The organism is Pseudomonas sp. GW822-FHT03F08, from assembly GCF_058801265.1.
The window spans coordinates 137,901-160,721 of sequence record NZ_JBXANC010000003.1; the positions used below are offsets into that span (position 1 = coordinate 137,901).

Annotated in this window: 10 protein-coding genes; 1 reads left to right on the forward strand and 9 read right to left on the reverse strand. The window is 62.8% G+C overall.

Going from position 1 to position 22,821, the window contains the following annotated elements:
- Positions 1–29: 29 nt before the first annotated feature.
- The 9 genes from AC1RME_RS07810 to gspG all read right to left on the reverse strand — a co-directional run bounded on the left by AC1RME_RS07810 (position 30) and on the right by gspG (position 22,257).
- Positions 30–12,524, reverse strand: coding sequence for a filamentous hemagglutinin family protein (locus AC1RME_RS07810; protein ID WP_493090920.1), 12,495 nt, complete (start codon positions 12,522–12,524; stop codon positions 30–32).
- A 192-nt stretch (positions 12,525–12,716) separates the two neighbouring features.
- On the reverse strand, positions 12,717–13,826 hold the full coding sequence (locus tag AC1RME_RS07815) for a substrate-binding domain-containing protein (protein WP_102621803.1): 1,110 nt from the start codon (positions 13,824–13,826) through the stop codon (positions 12,717–12,719).
- 347 nt (positions 13,827–14,173) lie between these two features.
- Positions 14,174–15,385, reverse strand: coding sequence for a type II secretion system inner membrane protein GspF (gene gspF / locus AC1RME_RS07820; RefSeq protein WP_085654186.1), 1,212 nt, complete (start codon positions 15,383–15,385; stop codon positions 14,174–14,176).
- Positions 15,385–16,791 carry a type II secretion system ATPase GspE gene (gspE, locus tag AC1RME_RS07825; RefSeq protein ID WP_493090922.1) on the reverse strand — a complete coding sequence of 469 codons (1,407 nt, stop codon included), beginning with the start codon at positions 16,789–16,791 and terminating at the stop codon, positions 15,385–15,387. The genes gspF and gspE overlap by 1 nt, the downstream gene beginning before the upstream one ends.
- Positions 16,788–19,160: a type II secretion system secretin GspD gene (gspD, locus tag AC1RME_RS07830; protein WP_493090924.1), complete on the reverse strand. Its 2,373-nt coding sequence runs from the start codon at positions 19,158–19,160 to the stop codon at positions 16,788–16,790. Before gspD ends, gspE begins: the two co-directional genes overlap by 4 nt.
- On the reverse strand, positions 19,157–19,702 hold the full coding sequence (locus tag AC1RME_RS07835; protein ID WP_493090926.1) for a type II secretion system protein M: 546 nt from the start codon (positions 19,700–19,702) through the stop codon (positions 19,157–19,159). The genes gspD and AC1RME_RS07835 overlap by 4 nt, the downstream gene beginning before the upstream one ends.
- Positions 19,695–20,840, reverse strand: a complete 1,146-nt coding sequence (gspL, locus tag AC1RME_RS07840) for a type II secretion system protein GspL (protein ID WP_493090928.1) — start codon at positions 20,838–20,840, stop codon at positions 19,695–19,697. Before gspL ends, AC1RME_RS07835 begins: the two co-directional genes overlap by 8 nt.
- Positions 20,837–21,790 carry a type II secretion system minor pseudopilin GspK gene (gspK, locus tag AC1RME_RS07845; protein ID WP_493090930.1) on the reverse strand — a complete coding sequence of 318 codons (954 nt, stop codon included), beginning with the start codon at positions 21,788–21,790 and terminating at the stop codon, positions 20,837–20,839. The genes gspL and gspK overlap by 4 nt, the downstream gene beginning before the upstream one ends.
- An 8-nt stretch (positions 21,791–21,798) precedes the next feature.
- Positions 21,799–22,257: a type II secretion system major pseudopilin GspG gene (gspG, locus tag AC1RME_RS07850; protein ID WP_011334561.1), complete on the reverse strand. Its 459-nt coding sequence runs from the start codon at positions 22,255–22,257 to the stop codon at positions 21,799–21,801.
- A gap of 146 nt (positions 22,258–22,403) precedes the next feature.
- Here gspG and gspI point away from each other — a divergent pair, with 146 nt between their 5' ends.
- Positions 22,404–22,781: a type II secretion system minor pseudopilin GspI gene (gene gspI / locus AC1RME_RS07855; protein WP_493090933.1), complete on the forward strand. Its 378-nt coding sequence runs from the start codon at positions 22,404–22,406 to the stop codon at positions 22,779–22,781.
- Positions 22,782–22,821: the final 40 nt, after the last annotated feature.

Consider the following 22,821-nt stretch of genomic DNA (forward strand, 5'->3'; position numbering starts at 1 on the left):
CGCCCGAAGCGTACTACACGAGAGTCCTTTTACAACGTCAGCTGCCCCCGCTCCTCCTCCGTCAGCTGCTGTTTCGCCTGTTCATCCAGCGCCCCGGCGCCCAGCACCTGCACCGGGCTGTTGGGGTTGTAGCCCGGTGTCGGTGCGCGGCTGGCGCCATCGCGGGTCGGGGCCAGTTGTTCGTTGCCGAAGCTCAGCACCTGCACGGTGAACACCGAGGCCTGGTTCTGGCGCGAGGCGGCTTGCTGCTGACGGGCGACGTCTTCCGCTGCCTGGGTCGCCGACGACGCAGCCGAGCTGGCCGAGGTGATCGCCCCGGTGTTGACCGCCGAGACCACCGGTACACCGGTCGCCTTGCCCTGCACCGCAATGTTGGCGGCGTTGACCACCGTCAGCGCGGCGATGTTGACGTTGCCCGAGACGCGAATCCCCGCCTCGCCCGCATCGATGGTGCCAAGCGGCGCGATCAGGTCGATGTCCCCGGGCGCCACTTCGGCAATCGGATTGAGCGTGGCGATACCGGCACCGGTGCTCGGCACCGATGGCGACAGGGTCACGTTGCCCCAGGTGTCGTAAACACGTTTCGGCGGTGTGTAGACCACGGTGGTTTTCGAGCCGCGACCGGCGTTGATGTCACCCTCGGCGGACCAGCCGAGGATCGAGCCACCAAACGTGGTCATGATCCGGCTCTGCCCCAGCAGAATGCTGCCCTGGGAGTAGAGCTGAATGTTGCCCGAGCCCTGGGTGATGATGCCCGCCGTGGATGGCGGCGCCGCGCCCTCGATGCCGAACACCTGACCACCGCCCGGCGTAAGCATCTGGATGTCGCCACCGAACAGCGTCTTGACCCCGGCGCCGCCATAAAGCGTGATATCGCCGTCGTAACGGATCGGGTTGCCGGACACATCGGTGGTCGGGAACAACGAGGCAATGGCATTGCGACCGCGCAGATAACTGCCTTTGCGTGGGCCATCGGCGTCGTTGTATTCCAGGCCGCCGGCACGCAGTTCGGCGAAGTACACCTGACGGGCGAAGATCGCCTGCTCGGCGCTCGGCAGGGCGGCGAAGAAGGCTTGCGCCTGTTCTGCGTTGCCGCTGAAGCCGTAGCCGAGGGTCAGCCAGCTCTGCAGTTCGTCGAGGTAGGTTTTGACCACCTTGCCCGGTTGACCACTGAGGGGCACATCAGGATTGGCAAGGTTCTGCGAGTTCAGGTAATGCGCAATGAACCGCGAATAATCCACGCCCTGCGCGCCCGCACCCGCCTGCATGACCACACTGGCGCCAGGCCGGTTATCCCCTGCCACTAGCGGCCCGATACTGCTGATGCCGGCACGATCCTCCATCAGGATGTTGCGCCCGGCACTCATATCCAGCAGACCAGGACCGGCGATGTCGAAGCTGCTGTAGAGGATGTCGCGGCCGGCGGAAACCCGTGACACGTCATGCGCACTGTTGTGAATGAACAGGTTGCCCGAAGAACTGATGGCTTCGTTATTCCCCATTTCCTTCGGCGCCCTTGTCGGCTGGCCCAGATTGGCACCCGACGCCACGATATCGCGCCCCGCCAGCATCCATACCGGTGCTGCCGCTTCGTACCAGGTGCGCAGTGTGGTTGCAAAAGACAGGGTTTCGCCGCTGCGCACACCCACCAGATCACCGGACAATGCATAAAAACGAGCCGGTGCCTGTACGCCGCTCAATCCCGAGTAGGTGTCGGCACCAAAAGCGAACAATGGATAACGCGAGTTCAGACGCGGTGCTATGCCATCGTTGCTGTAGTTACTCGTTGTCGGCCTGCTGTCGGTGTATTGCGCATACCCCGTGAACGCAGGGGCAAACGGCGTTGCAATGGCCAACAGGCTGGCGCCGGACTGATTGATCGCGTAGCCACCGGCGTAGATCGAGTCACCGGCCAGCATTTCCAGTTGCCCCACCCTTGAAGGCGCCAGCAAGAGTGAATAGTTCGTTGCGGCAGGCGTCCCGTTTTCACTGAACGTGGCCGAAGCACCGGCATAGATGGAACCTTGCCCTGCCACGGCACGCAAAATCGACGGATACACGAAGCGTCCGTCAGTGGGGGACGTGTTGAGATTCGGGACAGTCCCCTGCGAGTCGGTTTCGGCCAATTGGGTACTTGGCGTCAGGTTGCCCCCCGCCGAAAACAGGTCGATAGCCGTGTGATCGGTCCACAACGAGAAAGCCGACAAGCCGCCTCCTGCGTGAACAACACCGTTTGCATCTGTGAACGGCGTGGAGTTCTGCAGTTGGACCCGCCCAGGGTCGGCTGCGCCACCGAGGACCAGATCACCACGGGTGCTCAAGCGCATGCCCGAGTCGCCGGGTATCAGCACCAGCCCACCGGAAGCACTGCCCAGAGTCGAGGTAAACGGATCGAAAGCCCGGGTTTCGCGCGGGTCCTGATAGGTTGCGTAAGCACCATACTGCAGCTTGATCGCACCCGATGCGCCAGCCGACATTTGTGCCGCTCCGCGCAGGTTGATCAACGCACCCTGCAAATCGTGGCGTGGCGTGGCAGTACCGGTTTGCCCGGCACGTGCCTGCAATGACGGGTTCAGCATGCCGCCAATGCGAATGTCCATGTCGCCGCCACCGGTCAATTGCAGGCTGCCATCACTGCCCACTCGCCCGGTACTGCCCACTGCAACGATCAGACCCTGACTGCGTGGGTTGGTCACGCTGTCGCCCAGCGGCTTGAGCATACCGGCATCGCCTCCGGCTCGCAGGCTGACGTTGCCGCCGCCGAGTGCGCCGAAACCGGTAAAGCCCACCAGGTAAGGGGCGGTATCACTGCCCGCGCCAGGCAGCGGCTGGGTAGCATAGCTGCCGAAGTTGATCCACCACGCCGTCGGCACATTGCTGTTGCCCGTGCCCTGACGCCAGAGCCAGTTGCCCACCGATGCGCTGGCCACCTGCTCTCGATAGACCGCCGTGTTGCTCGGCCCACGACGTCCGACCGCATCACCGGACACCGAGCCGCCGGCATTGATCGTCAGGTTGCCACCCAATGTCGGGTACCAGGCCTGATAAAGACTTTCGGTACCGCCATTGACCCATTTTTCGTAGTCCGCCCCTTTACTGCCCAACACCGAGTTGTCGTCGGTCAAACGTCCACGTGGCTGGTTATATCGCTGATCGATGTCGCTGGACTGAGTGCCGGCCGTGTACACACCGTAAGGTGAATCCATGCTCAGGTTGCCGGCCGCCAACAGATCGAGATCGCCGGTACCGGTGCGCAGCACGCTGAACATTTGCGAGTGAGTGGTGACAGCGATGCCACCCTTGTTCGGCATGCAGCCACCCGGATCGATGTCGCACCAGTACAGATCCTCTTCACTGATCGGTGTACCCGGCTCCTTGCCCAACCAGTTGCCTTCGGCCCACAGGAACTTGGCGGGAGCGACACAGTCCGCCGGATTTTCATCGCAGAAATGCAGATCGGCATCGGTCACGACCGAACCGGCCGGGCGGTTCTTGGAGTTGCCTTCAGCCCATTTGGTGTCGAGCTTTTTCTCGGTCACTTTCAACCCGTAATGGGTATCCGCCAGACGCAGATTGCCGTCAGCCGTCAGCGGCTTCAACGCACGGCTGTCGGCGGACTCAAGGTCGGCGCCGGCCACTACGCGCATCGACCACGACGTGCTGCCCGGTGCCAGCATGCTCGCGATGGCCCAGTTGCTGCCCTGCTGCGTTGTGCTTGAGTAACCGCGCAGCTCAATGAATGCGGTGCCATCAGCAAGCACGACGTCGGTCATGGACGGAATCAGCGAGCCGCGCAACAACGCCAGCGGGCCGCGCAATTTAACGCCCACAGCGTTGTTATCCGCCCCGATCGCACGAGGCAGCGGCACATCTTTTGGCCAGAGCATGGCAAGCAGGCTGGTGGCATCGTTCAATCGAGTGCCAGCCCCCAGCCGACTGCCTGCCGGCAATGTCACGCGGTCATTGAGCAAGGTGCCGGCGGCGTACAACAGGTTGCCCGATGCATCATGCACGGCGCCTGACAATACCGTGCCGGCGCTGATCGTATAGGCGTTGACCAGAATGCCTTCGGTCGGCAGCAACGTACCGCCCGCCAGCGTGGCCGCTTGAATCGGCAAGTCGTAATTGAGCGTGGTGCCCGCCGGAAACAGAGTGCCTTCGGCCAGAGTCACGCCGCTGCCCGGTACAATCAGGTCGCCGCCAAACGGCTGGACACCCGGCAGCAGTTTCCAGCCAGCATCATCGACGGTTTCCAGGGGCTTGGCGAAACCGTCGTTGATGCTGCCGTAGATATCCAGATTGCCGCCGGCACGAATCACCAGGCTGCCGGACTCACCAGAGCCATAGACCGGCGTCTTCTGCGAGTTCGGGTTGAGGCTGGCGTAGCGGTAATGCGACAGGTCGATATCACCTTCTACCACCAGATCGCCATCGGCCGTCTTGCTGACGATCTCGACACCGGGTCGCAGATGGAACGCATCGGCGTAGGACGCATTGTTGAGCCCGGCGAGCTTGCGTTGCAGCAGATCATTGTTGGCCAGCGCCGCATCGATGAACGTGGTGTTGTCACCGTCGATACGAACGAACATGGCCTGATCGATCACCTGATACGGCCGGCCGCTGGCGGCCGGATCGACACCATCGCGGGCATCCGCGTAACGTCGCACGCCATTGAGGCCGATGGAGCGCGCCCCTTCAATGGTCAGCGTACCGCTGGCATCAATGGCGATATCACCGACGCCAAGCCGTGGCGCGTTCAACTCCAGCGTACCGCGCGGCATCCCGTCGTTTTGCCCTGGCAGCTTGCCATTGACTGCATCGGTGCCATGACGCAGATCGATCCGTGCACCGGAGGCCAATGTGAGCAAGCCATCACCGGAATTGAGTTCGACCATGGCGCGGTTCGGCGCGTCGATGATCTTGCCGTAGCTGTCGACCCGCAACACACGACCATGGGCATCGAGCACGGCATTACCGGAGAGGGTCAGGCCGTTTTTGCCGGACAGGCGAATGCTGCCGACCCGCTCACCACTGGCATCGACACGACCGCCAATGGTGAGGCTGCCATTGTCCACCGCCACATTGACTTCGCCGGCCTTGAGCCCGTCGCCGATCAGCAGGTCACCCTGTTTGAACTGGAAGCTGCGACTGCCGAACACCTGCCCGGCGTTCAAGCGCTGATTGAGTGCGGCGAACTGTTCATTCAAATCGCCACCCAGCCGTTGCGCACGGATGTCCATACCGGCGGCCTTGTACGGCACCAGCGTACCGCCGGCATCGTAATAGCCGCTGCTGGCACCGAGGATTTCACCTTGCAGATCGACCTCCCCCGCATTCACCGCCAGTGCCACAGCACTGAGATTGCCGGCCTGATTGTTCTGCGCCGACAAGTCGATACGTGAGCCCGCCGCCTGGCGAATGTTGCCGTTGTGGCTATAGAGCGACACGTCTCCGCCCCAGCTGTATTTCTTCACGTCATTGAACGGCAAGGTGCGCCCGGCCAGATCCAGTTGCGCGTTGCCGGTCAGGCTCAGGTCGCCTTCTGCCTTGACCTGCAGCTTGCCGCTGGCCAGCACGATACGGCCGTCGAGTACGACGTTGCGCGCTTCAAGACTCAGCTCTGCGCCCAGCGCATCGGCCAATGCAGCGCCACCGGTACCGGTGAGCGTCAAATTGTTGCCCGCCTTCAATGCGTTGACCGATGCTGCTTCGCCCGTCAGCAACGGCGTCAGCAGCGTAAGGTTGCCGCCGCTGTAGGTGTAGCCCTTGACCGGGTCATACGCGCCCTGTTCCTGGTACACCGACAGGCTGCCTTTGTGGTTGGCGGTAATGCGCTCACTGGCCGTGAGATTGACGTTGGCGAAACCCAACGCCAGGCGATCGTTCTGATCCAGTCCACTCGGTTGCGGACTTGGCCCATAGCCCAATTCGATCCGCTGCGCCTGGATGTCGAGGGTCCCGTGACCGCTGCCGGCCCCGCCCTTGACCACTGCACCCGGCTCTTGCGGGGCACCATTCCAGATCAGGTTGGCGGTACGGATGGTTGCGACATCCCGGGCATCACCCTGTCCGTAGATCGCCGGTGTGGTCAGGATCAGGTTTTGCAAATTGCTGCGACCGGTTTGCGGGTCCAGCGTATCGAGCGAGACACTGCCGAAAAAGTTGAAGGCGTCACGGGCTGTCAGGCTCAAGGACTCCAGCGCCGGAGCACCGAATTGCGTATCGCCCCGCAGCAGACGATCAAGCACGTTCTGGCTCAGCGTGAGGCCGACTGGCACGCGCCCTTCTGCACCCGTCAGCGCCTGCGCATTACCGACATTGATCGCACCCACCGCAAGCCCCAGGTGGCGTGTGCCGAAACGCACCGCGTCGCTCAGCTCAAACTGATTGTCGGTCGCCGCGGTGATGCTGCCGTTGGAGTAAAGTATCGCCGGGTTGCTGCACGGCTCAAGCGAACAGCTGCCGATACGGATACTGCCCGCTCCATTGATACCCACGGCCTTCGCCGGTGCCAGCACGCTGTTCCAGCCATTGGAAACCAGCAGCAGGCTGGCATTGCCGGGGTCGTAGACAAACCCGTCGGTTGAATCGAACGGGGCGTCACCACGTCCCAGCGTGTTGATACCCGCGCCGGCCTCAAGGGTGATGGTGCCGTCGATCTTGCGAGTCCGCAGAACCACTTCCGGCGCAGAAAGCACGGCACCTTCGCGCACCGTGATGTTGTCGGAGCCGATGTTGTTGGCGAAGGTGACAATATTGCCCCCACTGCCGTAGTCCACCGTTGGCAAGGCGCCAATCGCCAGCCTCCCGGCATTCATTTGATTCAGGCTGTCGGCGTACAGAGAAATACCCGTGAAACCCTGTGTACGCTGTCGACCCGCACCCAACACCTCGATGGTGCCATCGACTGAACGCACAACGGCGGTACCCGCCACACCGCCCTCGGTCGGCTTGAACAGCACCTGTCCGTTGAAGTCCAGGGCAATGTCACGGTCCCCGCCACTGTTGAAACGCAGCTCCAGCAACTTGCCATCCATCGGCGCCAGCGCCCGTGACACGCCCAGGCGCGCCGCATCGTTTTTGATGAACTGGGTGAAGCCGGTTTCGTTGTATTGCGAATAACGCCGCAGTACATCGGCCGAGGTCAGAATCAGCGCGCTGGAGAGACTGTCGCGTACACCGCTGTTGGCGATCGACATCTGCCCGTTGCTGGTCCATGAACCGTTGCGCATCTGCAACGCAGCACCGGTCTGCCCGCCCATGACCTGACCGTTGACCTCGACGCGAAATGCACCGGGCAACAAGGCGAATGTCGACGGCAGCAAGGTATAAGTGCCGGCCGCCAGCCCCGGCACACCGGCGGCGATGGTAATTTGCTGGCCGATACGCGGATCGACCGCCCCCGCCTCGGCGAGCACCGGCGCATAAACACTCTGATTACCCGGCACGATGGCATAAACCGGATTGCTCGCCAGCCCCGGCAGGCTGAAGGTGCCGTCATTGGCATTGCGTACCAACGGGTTGAAACGCGCATCGGTCGAACCGCCACGGCCGGAGACAAAGCCTGCGCCACGCAAGTCGCCGCCACCCGAAAGATCAATCACGGCACCTGGCGCGACGTCGATGTATTGCGACAGCAGGGTCACTCCCGTCGAAGCGCCGACAATCCCTTTGAGCGCTACAGGGCTGCCGTTGTAGCGATAGTCGATGCCATCGGTTGTACCGCCGTAAGGCATGACCAACCCGGCAGCGCTGACGGACGTGAGACTGCCGGGCAATAGCTGGACTTCACGGGTCAGCACTGACTTGGTGTTCTCGCCCAGCATGATCGAACCGAGCGGCGCCCGTAGCACACCACCTTGCTCGATGCGGCTGGCAGCGAGCGTCAGATTGCCGAACACCGAGTAAGGCAGCGCAGTCGGCACCGCGCCGTTGGAGAGAATGCGCAGAGTACCTTCAGAGGGTGACGTCTCCTGCTGAAAACCGGCACGCACCCTGGCACTCGCCCCAGTCACCGGGTAGATCTGAGCCGCGCTGAGGCTCAAGTCACCCGCCGCCCAGAGTTCGGACTGTGTTCCAGTGGTGGAGGCAAGAAACCGCATGTCACCCGAACTGGCGAGAGAAACCTGGGCGAAGCCACGGCGACCAACCTGCCGGGCCGGGCCATTGAGTTGCGCAATCGAACCCGACGTACCGAATGACAGACTGTTGCCGATGTCCAGCAGGTTCGACGTGGCGACGAACTGCGCCGCCGACAGGTTCGGTGTCGGCGCATTCATGACCCTTGGGCGGATGACGGCGTTGGAGCTGTAATAGACGCCCGTGCCCAGCATTCGCAGGTAAGGCGCAGACAGATTGATTCGCGCGGTGCCTTTCGAGTTTTCGGCCAGCGACACGGCGCCGGCATACAGGCTCAAGCTCTGATTCAGATGCAGGTCGACATCGCCGTCGAAGGAAATCAAGCCGTTGCTCAACAGGCCAAGATGATCGAAACCGCCTGTCATCAATGCATCGGCACTCAGCCGCGTGCGACCGTAGACCAACTGCCGGTCTGCCTCACCGGGCTCAAGATCCGCCGGCAACAGCGGCTCGCCCTTACCCTGGCCAATGATCAGTTCCCTTGGCAGGCGTACCTCGTTGGTGGCCAGGTTGGGATTGTAGATCGGCGTTTCCAGTGCGATGTCCAGTCGACCACCGGCAGCACCTGCACCGCCCGCCGCCGCCCGCAGATCGCCGTCGATAAACAGGCCGTTGTAGGAACTCAGGGAAATCTTGCCGCCATCCGTGGCAACCGTGGTCGGCCCCTGACCGGCGATGTCCAGCACCGCCTGAGTGCCAGAAGCGTCAAGACGTGCACCGTTGCGCACGATGACATAAGCGTCGGCCGACGTGGCGGTGGCCTTCTTCGCATCTATTTCACCGCCGATGATGATGCTGCCGCCCTTGCCGACCTGGCCGTAGACGCGTCCCAGTGCATCGACTGCCGTGGTCGCGCGACCGGCCACATCCAGCACGGCGCGTTCGCCAATCCAGATCGAACGGTTATGGGCTTGATTGGCGGCTTCCAGGGCATTCTCGGCCGGATCGCTCAAGCCGAACTGCTGCTGGCGAATATCAAGGGTGCCGCCCCACGCGTTCAGTTCGCCATTCACCGTGATCTGCCCCGGCCCGCGCAGACCGATCCGTTGCCCGGGATCGACGCTGATGCGTGAACCCGCGCCAAGCGTCAACGCGGACTTGAGCGGATCGATCAGGCCGGCCTCGCTCGATCCAGCCTGCAACGACAGGCTGGCGCCACCTCGTTGAGTCAACACAGCCTTGGTCGGGTTTTCCTGGAACAGCGTCGGCGTCCACAACTCCAGTGCCGTCTGCGGATCGACGCCGCTGACCTGTTTCGACGCCGCTTCAGCGAAACGATAGACCGGCATCGTGACGTCGAGCACGCTGTTGTCGGCGACCTCCAGGCCGTTCAAACCAATAATGCTGTACGCCGAGAAGCCCTTGCCGAACAGGTTCGGTGCCAGTTGCAAGGTGCGTTCGGCCAGCGTCTGGTCGGTCTGTCCGATCATGACCTTGTTGGCCTGTACCAGCAGCGTGCCGCCCCCGGTGACACCGTATCCGCGCACATCACCATCAAGGATGAGCTGTGTGTTACCTGGCGCGGCGTTGGCGCTGGACTCCAGCGTCACACTGCCGCCCTTCCCGCCGCGAGTCTTGCCGTTCGCCAGCACAGCGGCGCCAGACGAAACATCCAGCAAGCTCCCGGCCTGGACGTCGATATCGCCACTGCTGCGGATCGAAATCAGGCCACCGTTCAAATACGCAAGGTGGCTGCCGTCATCCGGGTTGGTGCCCAGATTGCTCCACAGACCGCGCGTATCCAGTTGCACACCGTCAGCCACAGTGACGCGGGTTGCGTGCCCTGTCGCGGCAGAAATCTTCGTGTCAGCGACCTTGTTGAGCTGCAGCTGATTGAGCACGTTACCCAAACGCACACTGCCACCGCGGGCCGTGAGATCGGCATCGATCTGCACATCCGGCGCGTATAGCGTGATGTCGCCGCCGGCATCGACCTTGAGCGCATCGTTAACGTCGATCAGGTCTTTGGCAGACACTTTCAGAGCGCCCAGCCTGAAACCGTTGAGTTGATCGGCATCGAGAAACAGTTTGCCTTTGCGCGCCTCGGACACTGAAGCGAGCAGATTCTGGTCATTGCCATCGGCCGGTTTCTCACCGCCAATACGTACCTGGTCGAACGTTGGATTGAGGCCGTACAACAGGCCGCCAGCGGAGGCGACATAGGCCGGGTCATAACTGCCGACGATCAGTTGCGCACGCCGCGCCACGGCTGTCTGAGACTGTTCATAACCGTCCAGTACAGCACGCGGTGACTGGGTCTGGCGCTCACCCTGATACACCTCGCCGAGCATTTGCCCGTTGAGCACGGCGCTGCTGGTCGCAATCACCAGTTGCCCGGCATCGCGGCCCACGGTGTAGCCCGACTCGACACGTTTGGTCGGCGCGATCAGCGGGCTGTAGTAATAATTCGTCTGGCCCCAGCGCTTGCTGCTGTCCTCGTAGCCTTTGTACAAACCGCTGTAAAGAATATCTCCCGGCGCTCGAGAGATTTCATACAGACGCCCGTCGGCACCGCGCAGCCAGCTCTGGCGAATCTCGCCGCTCTGTACATCCAGCGTACCGCCGGACAGATTGATCAACGAACCTTGCTCGGTGACCACATCATTGCCGGCGAAACTGACCCGGCCGCCTTGCGCCATCCACTCACCGATGCTGTGGTTCTGCGTGCCCAGATAGCCGCCGACTTCGAGCAAGCCGCCGGCGGTGTACCAGCGGTCCGTGGCATAGCCGTTGGTGCCGGCGGGGACATACACCAGTTCGCGCACATCGACCCACACGTCATTGCTGTTCAGCGCACCGCTCTCGCGGTTGACCGACGCATCACGCTGCTCGTTGCCCTGTACGTTGATTTTGATGTTGTTGGATTCCATCGCGACTTTTACGCCGATGGCGCCGGACACATCGATCATCGCGCCGTCACGCACCAGGCTGCGACGCCCTGCCGTCACGGCGACCTGACCGCCTGTGGCAAGCGTGATCGAGCCGTTCTGGAACTCGACGCTGCCGCCGCTCTGCACCTCGATACGCGACTGGTCGCCGCGCACCTTGTTGTTGGCGTTGACACCGGTCAGCGCGGCTTTGTGCTGACTGTCGAGTGCCGTCAGATCGCTGCTGTCGAGCAAGATCGCCGTGGCGCTGCCCTGCCCCAGGGTGACGCTGCCGTTGGTGTCGGTGGCCGGGTTAAGCAAGTGGATGGTGCCGCGCGTTGCCACCGAAGTGCTGGCCAGCAGCACACCGTTTTGCTGCACCTCATGGCCGGTCAGGGTGATGTCGCCCGTGGCGGCCTGAATCAAACCGCTGTTGCTGACCTTGCCGGCACTGCTGCCAGCCTTGAAGCCCGGAACGACTTCACTGCCGAACGTCGTGGAGAAGCCGTTGCCTTCGGTACCCGAGCCTTTGCGGATATAGAAACGATCGCCGGCGCCGAGCACGGTCTGGCCTTTGGCGGTGTTGATGCTGCCGTCGTTCTGCACCTCGTTGCCCAGCAGCAAGGCATAGCCGCCGGCATCGGTGGACGTCGCGGGCGCGTGGGTTGCAATCGCCGCGCCGCGCTCTACCAGTACCTTGCCGGCAGCGTCGGTAAAGGTCGGCTGACTGGCGTTGCTGTCGAAGTACAAGCCGCGGTCACGGAACTGGATGTCGGTGATATTGGCGGCAGCGGCCACCAGGTTACGCACGTTGACCTGGCTGCTGCCGCTGAACACGATGCCGTTGCGGTTGATCAGCATCACCGTGCCGTCGCCCTTTATCTGCCCCTGAATCTGACTGGCGCGTGCGCTCGGATCATTGACCCGGTTGAGCACTGCCCAATTCGATTGCTGGGCAAACTCGACCGTGGTGTTGCGGCCGACGTTGAAGGTTTCCCAGTTGAGAATCGCCTTGTCGGCGGTCTGTTCGATCTTCACCGTAGTCTTGCCATCGGCCTGGGACTGCTGCGGGCCTTTGGCATTCTGCCAACCCTGGGCAAGGCTGTTATCGACCTTCAACCCGCCCTCGCCCAGACCATCCGGCACAAACTGCACCGTACCCAACGCCGCCGAACGCCCGGCAGCCTGAGCCGCTTGCTGCGCGGCAATCGCGGCCACGGTGTTGTTCAACGTCTGAATCGAACGTTGCAATTGCTGATTGGCTTTCTGTTGCTGCGCCAATGGCGGCGTCATTCCCGGTAACCCACCGGTGCCGGGCCTTGCAGCGGCGGCTTGCTGGGCGGCGCCCTTGGCGGCAAACCAGCCCGAGCTGAACGCCGTTTGCGCGTGCGCACTGCCTGCCACCAGACACAACGCCACCGCCTGAGCCAGCGGCTTGAGCAGCCACAATGCCGGGTCCATGGCATCACGCTTGAAAGACTGGACGTTGGTACGACGACGGGATGGGCGAGCGAGCATCACTACGAGATCCTTTTAAGAGCTGCAGGTCGGCAACCACCTGCTGTTAGGACATAGGCGGTTGGCAAGGGGCACGACCGAACGGATGTCACACAAACTTCATGTTGGGGGAGTAATTGCGCGCGGTTCCGGCAAAAAAAATGGCAGCCCCAAAAGGGGCTGCCATTCAAACCGCTGACTTGAAGTGAAACCTTACAGAGGACGGCCAACAGTGTTGCAGACGCTGGCGTTGTTGATGTCCAGGTTGTTGCCGGTGGAGTTGGTGATGAAGTTGGCGGTCACAGCGTTTTTCCAGTTGGTCGGAACCACGCTGAAGCCGTGAGCCACGGTCGCAACGGTGTTGCCTGGAACGCTGTAGTGAGTGGTCAGGAAGGCCTTCACGTCAGCAGCCACGGATGCATCCTTGTAGCACTGGCCGAAGATGAAGTTGGTGTAGGCAGCAATTGGGTAACCGGTGGCTGGGTTGGCAACAACCGGAGCCCACTGAGCTGGATCAGCCGGGTTGACTGGCAGTGTGGCCGAAGACAATGCGGTAGTGACGTTTGCGGTGGTCGGCTGAACACCGTTGACGCGCGAAACGACGGCATTGCTGTTGGCATTCACGCCATCCGGACCCACGTAGCCGATGGAACCGTCAACAGCGTTCACGGCAGCAGCGACATCAGAGGTGTTAACCACGCCTACGAAAGTGGTTGGCAGTGGAGTGCCGGCTGGCTTCAGGGTGTTGGCGAACGTGGTGGTGACGGCGAACTTGGTTGGGCAAACCGCGTTCAGGTGGCGAGTGAGGATTTCCGAAGTGCCGCTGGAAGTGGAGCGATACACAACGCGAATCGGGGTGGCGTCAGAGTTGTTCAGCAGGTCGCCCCACTTGGTGGCAGTGCCCGAGAACACGTCGCACAGCTGAGCGCTGGTCAGGTTCAGAGCGGTCTGGCCGGTCTTTTTGTAAGGAATGGCAACCGAAGTGGCGACCGAAGGCAGTTGGATCAGCGGGCCGTAAGTGGTGCTGTAAGCGGTGTTGTAGTTACCGATTTCGGTAGCGCTGAGCACCGAGTCGCTGCCAGCGAAGTGAACCGTACCAGTGGTTTTGAACTGCGTCGAATCGTTGGTCAGGAAAGCCACTTTACCCACGCCGCTGCCTGTGCCCAGGTAGCTGAAGTTGGCTGGCAGGATGCTGTTGGCAGAACCTTTGTACAGAGCGGCAGGCAGAGTCGCGCCACCACCGGTTACGTTGGCGGCCATGGCCTGGGCGGAAGCCAGGGCAGCGACGGTCAGGGAAGCTGCGATCAGAGTGCGCTTGAACATGAAGAATCTCCTTTTCAACTAGGTTGGGAACACAGGTTTTCGGATTGCTTGCATGACACTGGGAGGACTCACCGCTGACCTTCGCAAGCGGGGTCCGTGGTTAAGTCGCACTGAGAAATTCGCAGTTTCCGGTGACAGATAAAGGAAAAAACCTCGGGAGGTGCAGGCTGATTATCGAGGGATTTTCTCGGGTGTTCTGGTGGTTATCCGGAGTGTCTAAGACAAGCTTTTCGAGGGAATCGGCCACAGCCCTTGAAGGGCCGTTGCAGATGACAGAAAGGAGAACCCGAGGATGCTGTTTTTGGCGCTCGGGTGAGATCCGGCGCCGGTAAAAAAAGTTGAGAAAACTACTGCACGAGTTGGTTGATCTCGATGATCGGCAACAGCACCGCCATCACAATCACCAAAACCACCCCGCCCATCACCACGATCATCAACGGCTCCAGCAACGCAGTCATGCCCATCGCCCGGCGCTCGATATCACGGGACAGGGTTTGCGCCGCACGTTCCAGCATCGGTGGCAGCGCACCGGTTTTCTCGCCGCTGGCGATCAGGTGAATCAGCACCGGCGGGAACACGTTCTCCACTTTCAGCGCTGCCGCCAGGTTGACGCCCTCGCGCACCTTGGCGGTGGCCTCATTGACGCTCAGGCTCAGACGATCATTCGACAGCGTCTGCCGCGCCGCTTCCAACGCGCGCAACAACGGCACCCCGGCGCCACCGAGAATCGCCAGGGTCGAGGCGAACCGTGCGGTGTTCAGCCCCAGCACAAACCGCCCGATCAGCGGCAACTTCAGCACCCGATGATGCCAACTCAAGCGCGCCGCCGGATTGCGCAGATACAGGCGCCAGCTCCAGAACGCACCGGCCATGACGCCGGCGCACAACCAGCCCCACGCACGGATGAAATCACTGGCATTGAGCATCGCCAGCGTCAGCCCCGGCAGATCCTGCCGCGCCTGGGAAAACGCACTGACCACCTGCGGCACCACGTAGCTGAGCAGAAAAATCACGATGCCGATCGACACCAGCCCGACCACGCCCGGATAGATGAACGCGGTAAGAATCTTGCCGCGCAGGTTGTTGCGCTCCTCGATGTAATCCGCCAGTCGTTCCATCACCTGCGCCAGATCACCAGACTCCTCGCCCGCCGCAATCAGTGCCCGGTAGATTTCCGGAAAATCCCGTGGCCGCGCCGCCAGCGCTTCGGCCAGACGCATGCCGCTGCGCACGTCGGCACGTACGGCGCTGAGGGTGTGAGCGATGTGCTTTTTCTCGGCCTGTTCGACCGTGGCGCTCAGTGCAGCCTCCAGCGGCAAGCTGGCGCCCAACAGACTCGACAGCTGTCGCGTGGCCCAAGCCAGATCGTTGTCCGACAGCCGTGCACTGAACAATCCACCGCCGCCATGCTGGGAGACGTTGCTTTCCTTCTCCACCGACAACGCCGTCAAACCTCGACCGCGCAGCACGCCAAACGCGGCGCCCTGACTCTCCGCTTCCAGATGCCCGGATTCGATCTTGCCGCTGGCATCGGCGGCCTCAAAACGATAGCGATTCATCAGGCGTCCCGTGTCACACGAAGGATTTCTTCCGGCGCCGTGGCACCGCTGCGAATCCAGCGCTCGCCGTCCTCGCGCAGGCTGAACATCCCGGCCTTGCTCGCCGCCGCACGCAACGCCTGTTCCCCTGCCCCTTGGTGTATCAGGGTGCGGATGTCGTCATCGATGCAGAACAATTCATGAATGCCGGTACGGCCGCTGTAACCGGTGTGATTGCACGCCGCACAACCCACTGGGCGCCAGGTGCCGGGCGTCGCCGGGTCTTCCTGTTTGCACTGATTGCACAACCGCCGCACCAGGCGCTGGGCCAACACGCCGAGCATCGACGAGGCCAGCAGAAACGGTTCGACGCCCATGTCGACCAAGCGGTTGACCGCCGACACCGCGTCGTTGGTGTGCAGGGTCGCGAGCACCAGGTGACCGGTCAGCGAAGCCTGCACCGCGATCTGCGCGGTTTCGAGGTCACGGATTTCACCGATCATGATGATGTCCGGGTCTTGCCGAAGAATCGCCCGCAGCGCCAAGGCAAACGTCATGTCGATCTTGGCGTTGACCTGAATCTGGCTGATGCCCGGCAGGTCATATTCCACCGGGTCTTCCACGGTGAGGATGTTGCTGGTGCTCGCATCCAGCCGCGCCAGTGCCGCATACAGGCTGGTGGTTTTGCCGCTACCGGTCGGGCCGGTGACCAGTACGATGCCGTGGGGCTGGCGGATCAGGTGGTCGAGTTTGGCCAGCACCTGCGCGTCCATGCCCAGGGTTTCGAGATGCAGGCGCCCGGCCTGCTTGTCCAACAGACGCATTACCACCCGCTCGCCATGACCGGTGGGCACGGTGGAAACTCGAATGTCGATCGGCCGCCCCGCTACCCGCAACGCAATGCGGCCGTCCTGCGGCAAGCGTTTTTCGGCGATATCGAGCTGCGCCATGATCTTGATCCGCGACACCAGCGCACCGTGCAACGCCTTGCGCGGCGAGACCACGTCGCGCAGCGTACCGTCGACCCGGTAGCGCACCACCGAATGGGTTTCGAACGGTTCGATGTGAATGTCGCTGGCCTCATCCCGCGCCGCTTGCGTGAGCAAGGCGTTGATCATGCGGATCACCGGCGCGCCGTCCTGGGTGTCGAGCAGGTCGGTGATTTCCGGCATGTCCTGCATCAGGCGGTCGAGGTCGACTTCGTTTTCCGCCGCCCCCACCACCGCTGCTGCGCTGCCGGTATCGGCGTAGGCCGTGGCGAGCAAGCCGTCGAGTTCGTCATCGCGTACCCGCTCAAGCCTCGCCGGTCCGAACTGCCGGCGTACTTCGCTGATCGACCAGCCCGGCGTCGACGGGCACACCGTCAGCACGCCGTCGCGCAGCAGAATCCGCTGCGCCTTGGCCCAGGCGTAGGGCAAGCTGCTCATAACCGCGGGCCTGCTTCAATCGGCACAGCCTTGATGATTGCGCGGGGTCCCGAAGCCGGAACCGAACTCGGAACCCCCTGAGCAGCGGTCGGCAATTGCGGCGCCTGCATGTCCGGCATCGCCCAGCTGCGTTCCGGTTGCAGACCGCCCTGAGCGCGACGCATGAAATCGTAGCGGTTAAGCGTGATGCTGCGCCCCGCCGCGCTGTCGCGAATGATGTACGGGCGCAGGAACACCATCAGGTTGGTCTTGGTGATCGAGCGGCGTTCGTTGCGAAACAGCGCGCCCAGCCCCGGGATGTTCGAGAGCCACGGCACCGCGTCATTGCTCTGGCTGTAGCCGTCCTGCAGCAGACCGCCGAGCACCATGATCTGGCCGTCGTCGAGCAAGATACTGGTGTCGATCGCGCGTTTGCTGGTGACAATCCCCGCCGAAGTCGAAGCCGCCGAAGCGCGCTCGTCGATGCTGCTGACTTCCTGATAGATGTCGAGCTTCACCGTGCCGCCCTCGGAAATCTGCGGCCGCACGTTGAGCTTCAAACCGACTTCTTCACGGGTCACGGTCTGGAACGGGTTGTTGCTGGTGCCCCCGCCGCCGGTGACGTAGCTGCCGCTGACAAACGGAATGGTCTGACCGACAAAAATGCTCGCGGCTTCGTTGTCCAGGGTCAGCAGGTTCGGCGTCGACAGCACGTTGGTGCCGCCCTTGCTCTTCAGCGCCCGGGCCAGCACTTTCAGGTCGAGAATCTTACCGATGCCGGGGATATCGACGGTGCCGTTGACGTAGCCGAGGTTGAGCCCTTTGGGCAGCACATCAACACTGGTCTTGCCATTGACGTTGATCCCCGAACCGCCAAGGTTGGCGCCGCCGATCACGCCGTTGCCGGCCAGATTGCCGGTCTGCCATTGCACGCCGAATTCGCTGGCATCGTCCTCGCCGACTTCGACGATCAGGCTTTCGATCACCACTTGCGCGCGACGCTGGTCGAGCAGGTCGATGACTTCGCGCAGGTTGCGGTACAGCGGCTCCGGTGCGGAAATCAGCAAGGTGTTGGTGGTCGCGTCCGCCTGAATGGTCACGCCGCCGGCGCTGAAGGCAACGTTCTGTTCACTGCTTTGCGCATTGCTGCTGCCGCTGGTGGCGCTGCTGCCCTGGGCGTAGCTGCCGCCGGTGCTGCCGCTGTTGGTGGTCGAAGTCGAGCCGTTGGTTTGCGTACCGCTCTGGCCGTTTTGCCCGCCACTCGAGTTGGTAGAGCTGCCCATGGCGCTGAGCACCGAACGCGCACTGTCGCTGGTGCCGCTGTCGCTCTCGCCGGTCAACAGGCCACGCAGCGCCTGGGCCAGTTTGCCGGCCTGGGCGTTGCGCAGATACACCACATGCAGGTTGCTCGGGTTGCTCTGGGCGTTGTCGAGTTTGTAGATCAGGTTGCGCGCCAGCTCCGTGCGCTCCGGGCTGCCGGCGCGGATGATGATGGTGTTGGAACGCGGGTCGCCGATCACCGCGATTTTCTGCGTTGGATCATTGCCCGGCGCGTCGAGCAAGTCGGCGACCATCGGCGCGATGTCGGCGGCGATGCCGTTCTGGATCTGCACCACGTCGGTGTCGATGGCGGTCGGGGTGTCGATGCCCTGGATCAATTGCGCGACCCGCGTAAGGTTCTCGGCGTAGTCGGTGACGACGATGGTGTTGTTGCCCGGATAGGCGTTGATCGGGTTGTTCGGCGACACGATCGGGCGCAGCACCGGGATCAGGTTCACTGCGTTCTCGTATTGCAGGCGGAACGTGCGGGTGAGCATGCCGTTGCCGGCCGGTTTGTCGGCGCTGTAGATCGGCCCGCCGAGCAACTTGGCGTCGGCCTCCGGCACCACCTGCGCCACGCCGCCGACATCGACCACGCTGAAACCCTGCATGCGCAGCGCCGCCAGCAGCATGTCGTAAGCCTGATGCGCCGGCACCTGGCCTTCGGAGACCAGCGTCAGATTGCCCTTGACCCGAGGATCGACCAGAAACTGCTGACCGGTGGAACGCGACAATGCGCGCACCACCGCTTGAATATCCGCATCGACAAAATTCAGCGTCACCGGTTGATCGCCCAACGGATTGGCCGGCAACGTCGTGCCCCGGGACGAACCACCACTGCGAGCGCGTTCGGTGATGTTGTGCAATTGCTTCGGCGCAGGTCTTGCCTGAGCCTGCGCGCGCTCGCGGTCGAGCACCGCGTCGCCACTGCGCTGGGTGTTGGCCAGCGGCCGGCCGAGTTCGCTGTCCACCAGCAGCGGCGGTTGATTCGGTGGTGTGGTGTTGCTGCACGCGCTCAATGCCATCAACAGCATCGGCAACGCCATGCGTTTGGATCCTGACCCCTTCATGAAGCTTCCTTAGCGCCCAGCGCCTGATCCATGCGTACGGTGCCCGACAGAGTGCCGGCCGTGTCATCGGTCGCGGCGTCGTCTGTGCGTTGCAGACGAGCCTCGACCACTTGCAGTGAAAAATTCCGGGGTTGGCTCAGCAGCCAGTCGAGCACGGCGTCGGCGGGTGCCGCGTCGAAGGTCAACTGCCAGCCGGCGGACGCGGCCGCCAATTGGCAATGGCCGCCCAGTCCGCTGGCCTGCAAGGTCTGTTGCAGCGACTGCTCGAGGTTCTGCCCGTCCGGGCGCACGCTGACGTCGCGCAACAGCACTTCAAGTGCTTCGGCCTGGGCGCGCAGTTTTGGCGTTTCGACTTGCGAGGCGGCGATCTTTTTCAGCGGTGGCTGAATCAACGCCACCCACACAAACAGCCCCAGCAACAGCGCCGCCATGCCGCCGACCATGCGTTTTTCCCGCAGGGCCAACGGTTGCCAGCGAGCCTGCAACTGAGCGTTGAAGCGCTGCCAACCGGCGCGGTATTTCGCAAGCGAGGGGCTATTCATCTTCGGCTCCGCTGCTGTCGTCGTTGTCGGTGGCGGCGGTCGCCTCGCCGGCCGGGCGCAGGACCCAGCCGTCGTCATTCGGGCTGATGCTGATGCCGGCCTGGGCCAGCGTGCCTTGCCAGTCCTTGTCGTTGCCTGAACGCCGGGCCTCGGGCAGCAGACTCAATTGCAGCGCGCCGTCGACGAATTCCAGACGCTGTACCGTGCCCGCCATGGACGGCATGCCACTGCCGGCCTGCGACACCAGTCGTGTGAAATCCTGACCCGGCGCATCCACCGCGCCTTGCTGGCGCGCCGCGATTTGCTGGCGGGCCTGTTGCAGCGGATTGAGGATCACCGGCAACTCGGGGAACGCCTGCTTCACCCGCTGCGCCATCTGCGCCTTGAGCTGCTGACCCTGCCCGGCCTCGCGGGCGGCGTAGAGGTTCAAACCGATCACCCACACCGCCAGCGCCAGCGCACAGCAACCGATCGCCCTGCCCCAACCGCGATGTTCGGTGCCCGGTTGCTGGAGGCCGCCATGCAGGCCCCAGTTCGGCAACGGGCCGGAGCAGCGTTGCGTGTCGGCCAATATCGATTGCACAGCCTCGGGCGCGCCGTCTCCGATCCAGTGCGCCGGCAGACCGGTTTCCAGCAGCCAAGCTTCATCGATCATTGGCTGCACCTGCGCCGCATTCGGGCCGTGGCGCAGCAACAGATGATCGTCGTGCAGACAGCCGACACCACCCGCCATCACCGGCAAGCTGTAGGCCGCCGGGTACAGGCCTTTGAGGTTCAGGCCGAACTGCCCGAGGTGCTGCAAATCCTTGCGTGCTACCCAGGCAATCTGCACCTGGCCGCTTTCATTGCGAGTGCTGTGGGCGATGTGCATCTCGGCGCTGTCACCCAGCATCAAGGCCTGCGCCGCACACTGCACAGCGGCAGCGGTTTTATTGGCGGGCAGCGGCGGCAGATCGATGCTCGCCAGCAGGCTGTCCGACGGGTGCAGAAAACACACCAGCGGTTGCTTCGGCAGCGCGCCAAGCCGCACGCGTTCCTGGCGAGTGACCTGCCCCTGTCGATCCAGCCAAGCACAATCCACTTCACTGTCGAGACTCAGCACCGCCAGCGGCGGCAAACTCACGCGCAACTGGCTCATACGCCCACCCGCGACCAGATCACTTGCGGCAACCGATCCTGACTGCGATGCAGCAACGCATCGAGGCTGACCCGCCGCTGATCACGCCGCGCCTGCCCGCGCAGCCGAAACCAGTCGCTGGTGATGCCGACCTTGACGCTGGTGATCTCCAGTTGCGGCAGTCGCAGGCGATTGACGAAATCCCCGCGATTGATGAACCAGCGCCCGGCGTCACGCTCATTGATCAACGCCTGCGCCCGCTCCAGCGACAACCCCGGTACATAAGCCGCCAGCACCGGCGCCGTGGCCGTGTTGCCGTTGAGCCAGGTGGTCGCCGGAATCACCGTCAGGTACGGCGCCAGTTTCGCCAACAGCGCATCGTTGACCCCGTCGACACTGCGCAAATCGTCAAGCGTGCGCAGCATCGGCAAGGTCGGCGATTGCGGTTTGCGCGAAGCGGACGGCGACGTGGCGCGCCCGCTGTCGAAAGTGTTTTTCGCCACAGGCTTGTCCACCACTTGGGCATTCAACAGGTGCGGATAAGAACCGATCACCCGCTGACTGATGCGCCGGCTCAAACCGCTGCTGACACCGATCAACTCGCACAAACGCTCGAACGCCTGCACCTGCGCATCATCGATCCGCTCGTTAGCCACCAGATTGCGCAGGTTGAACTTGCCCTGCTCGTCCTCCAGCCGCCCCTCGAAACCCTGGGTGTTCAATAGCTGCGCCCAGGGTTGATCGAGTCGGGTCAGCGGATCGCGCTGCCGCGCGTCCCACAATAATTGCCGGCTGATCTCCAACCCGCCGTGCAACAGCCAACGGCCCTGCACGCGCAGTTGCTCGGCTTCCAGCGCCCGGGTCGAAACGCTCTGGCGCGTCAGCATGCCGGCGGCGATCACCGCGACCACTGCCGCGATCAGCAGCGCACTGATGATCGCCATCCCCTGCTGGTTCGATTGGCTGTTCATGACCGGCCTTACAACTGCCAGGAACCGATGTCGGCATTCACGCCGTCGCCGTCAGGCTGGCCGTCGGCGCCGAGGGAAAAGATGTCGATCTCGCCGTTGGCACCGGGATTGAGGTACTGATAAGGACGACCCCACGGATCATTCGGCAGGCGCTCGAGGTACGAGCGCCAGTTGCTGTTCTTCGCATCGGCCGGCCGCTCCACCAGCACCTTCAGGCCCTGACTCTGGCTCGGGTAAGTGCCGTGATCGAGGCGATACAGCTTCAGCGCCTGCATCAACCCGCCAATGTCCTGCTTCGCCGCCGTGGCCCGCGCCTGATCCGGCCGGTCGAGCACCTTGGGCACCACCATCGCCGCCAGAATCCCGAGAATCACCACCACCACCATGATCTCGATCAGCGTAAAACCCTGCTGCCCACGGGGCATCCGGCTCGGTCGACTGGGCTGTTTGAATTGCGCGATATCCATCTCGTCATTCCCTGGCTTGATTCGATTCGACGCGCAGTGTTGCAAGAAGATATGTCAGGGATGTTGAAAATCCTCGGGTGTTTTCGTCGTCAAGCCGTCAAGCACGGGCGTTAGCGTCAAGGGCTGCCCGACTGCCCGAGCCCCCGATGCGCACCCCCTCCCCGCAAGCCGGATTCACCCTGATTGAAGTGCTCGTGGCGCTGGCGATCATCGCCGTCGCCATGTCCGCCGCTGTTCGTGTGGCGGGGTTGATGACGCAGAGCAGCGGGGTTTTGCGGGATCGCTCGATTGCGATGATTGCGGCGCAGAGTCGGATGGCAGAACTTCGGTTGGAAGGGAGATTGCCGATGGGGGTTAAGGCGATGGAGTGTGATCAAGGGAGGTTGTTGTTGCGGTGTGAGCAGGTGATTGGGGGGGCGGAGAATGGGCGGTTGTTGAAGGTGGGGGTGCAGGTGTTTGATCGGAGTCAGGAGGCGCCTCCGCTGGCGAGGCTGGAGACGTTACTGAGCCGCCCTCAGGACTGAATGAGCGAGGTTGCCAGAGTAATTACCGGACGCAGAATTG

Bases quoted from the DNA above. Each gene is read 5' to 3' on its own strand.
- AC1RME_RS07815 (WP_102621803.1), bottom strand. From the start codon at position 13,826: ATGTTCAAGCGCACTCTGATCGCAGCTTCCCTGACCGTCGCTGCCCTG.
- gspF (WP_085654186.1), bottom strand. From the start codon at position 15,385: ATGAATCGCTATCGTTTTGAGGCCGCCGATGCCAGCGGCAAGATCGAA.
- gspL (WP_493090928.1), bottom strand. From the start codon at position 20,840: ATGAGCCAGTTGCGCGTGAGTTTGCCGCCGCTGGCGGTGCTGAGTCTC.
- AC1RME_RS07835 (WP_493090926.1), bottom strand. From the start codon at position 19,702: ATGAATAGCCCCTCGCTTGCGAAATACCGCGCCGGTTGGCAGCGCTTC.
- gspG (WP_011334561.1), bottom strand. From the start codon at position 22,257: ATGGATATCGCGCAATTCAAACAGCCCAGTCGACCGAGCCGGATGCCC.
- gspE (WP_493090922.1), bottom strand. From the start codon at position 16,791: ATGAGCAGCTTGCCCTACGCCTGGGCCAAGGCGCAGCGGATTCTGCTG.
- gspK (WP_493090930.1), bottom strand. From the start codon at position 21,790: ATGAACAGCCAATCGAACCAGCAGGGGATGGCGATCATCAGTGCGCTG.
- AC1RME_RS07810 (WP_493090920.1), bottom strand. From the start codon at position 12,524: ATGCTCGCTCGCCCATCCCGTCGTCGTACCAACGTCCAGTCTTTCAAG.
- gspI (WP_493090933.1), top strand. From the start codon at position 22,404: ATGCGCACCCCCTCCCCGCAAGCCGGATTCACCCTGATTGAAGTGCTC.
- gspD (WP_493090924.1), bottom strand. From the start codon at position 19,160: ATGAAGGGGTCAGGATCCAAACGCATGGCGTTGCCGATGCTGTTGATG.